The sequence below is a fragment of the Mesorhizobium sp. M8A.F.Ca.ET.218.01.1.1 genome (genome assembly GCF_004791165.1).
Lineage (GTDB): Bacteria > Pseudomonadota > Alphaproteobacteria > Rhizobiales > Rhizobiaceae > Mesorhizobium.
In genome coordinates this window covers 1-296 of record NZ_SRUZ01000179.1, presented here as the reverse complement: position 1 = coordinate 296, position 296 = coordinate 1, and the positions used below count along the sequence as shown (strand labels likewise).

The window sequence follows — 296 nt, the reverse complement described above, 5'->3', positions numbered from 1 at the left end:
GGTTGGCCTCAACCCGATGTCGCCGCCCCTCAGCCCCGCACCGATGCCGAACACGGGAACGCGCTCGCGGGTGTGGTCGGTGCCGCGCCAGGTCGGGTCATTGCCGTGATCGGCGGTCAGGATGAGAAGATCGCCAGGCCTGATGCGCGACAATGCCTCCGGCAGCCGCCGATCGAACGCTTCGAGCGCGCCCGCATAGCCGGCGACGTCGCGCCGGTGGCCGAACTCGGTATCGAAGTCGACGAAATTGGCGAAGACCAGGTCGCCTTCGCCGGCATCGTCCATGGCACCGAGCG

Annotated in this window: 1 pseudogene; it reads right to left on the bottom strand. The window is 68.6% G+C overall.

The window, feature by feature from the left end:
- Positions 1 to 296 (bottom strand): annotated as a pseudogene (locus tag EN861_RS34910) (phosphopentomutase); the annotation flags it as partial.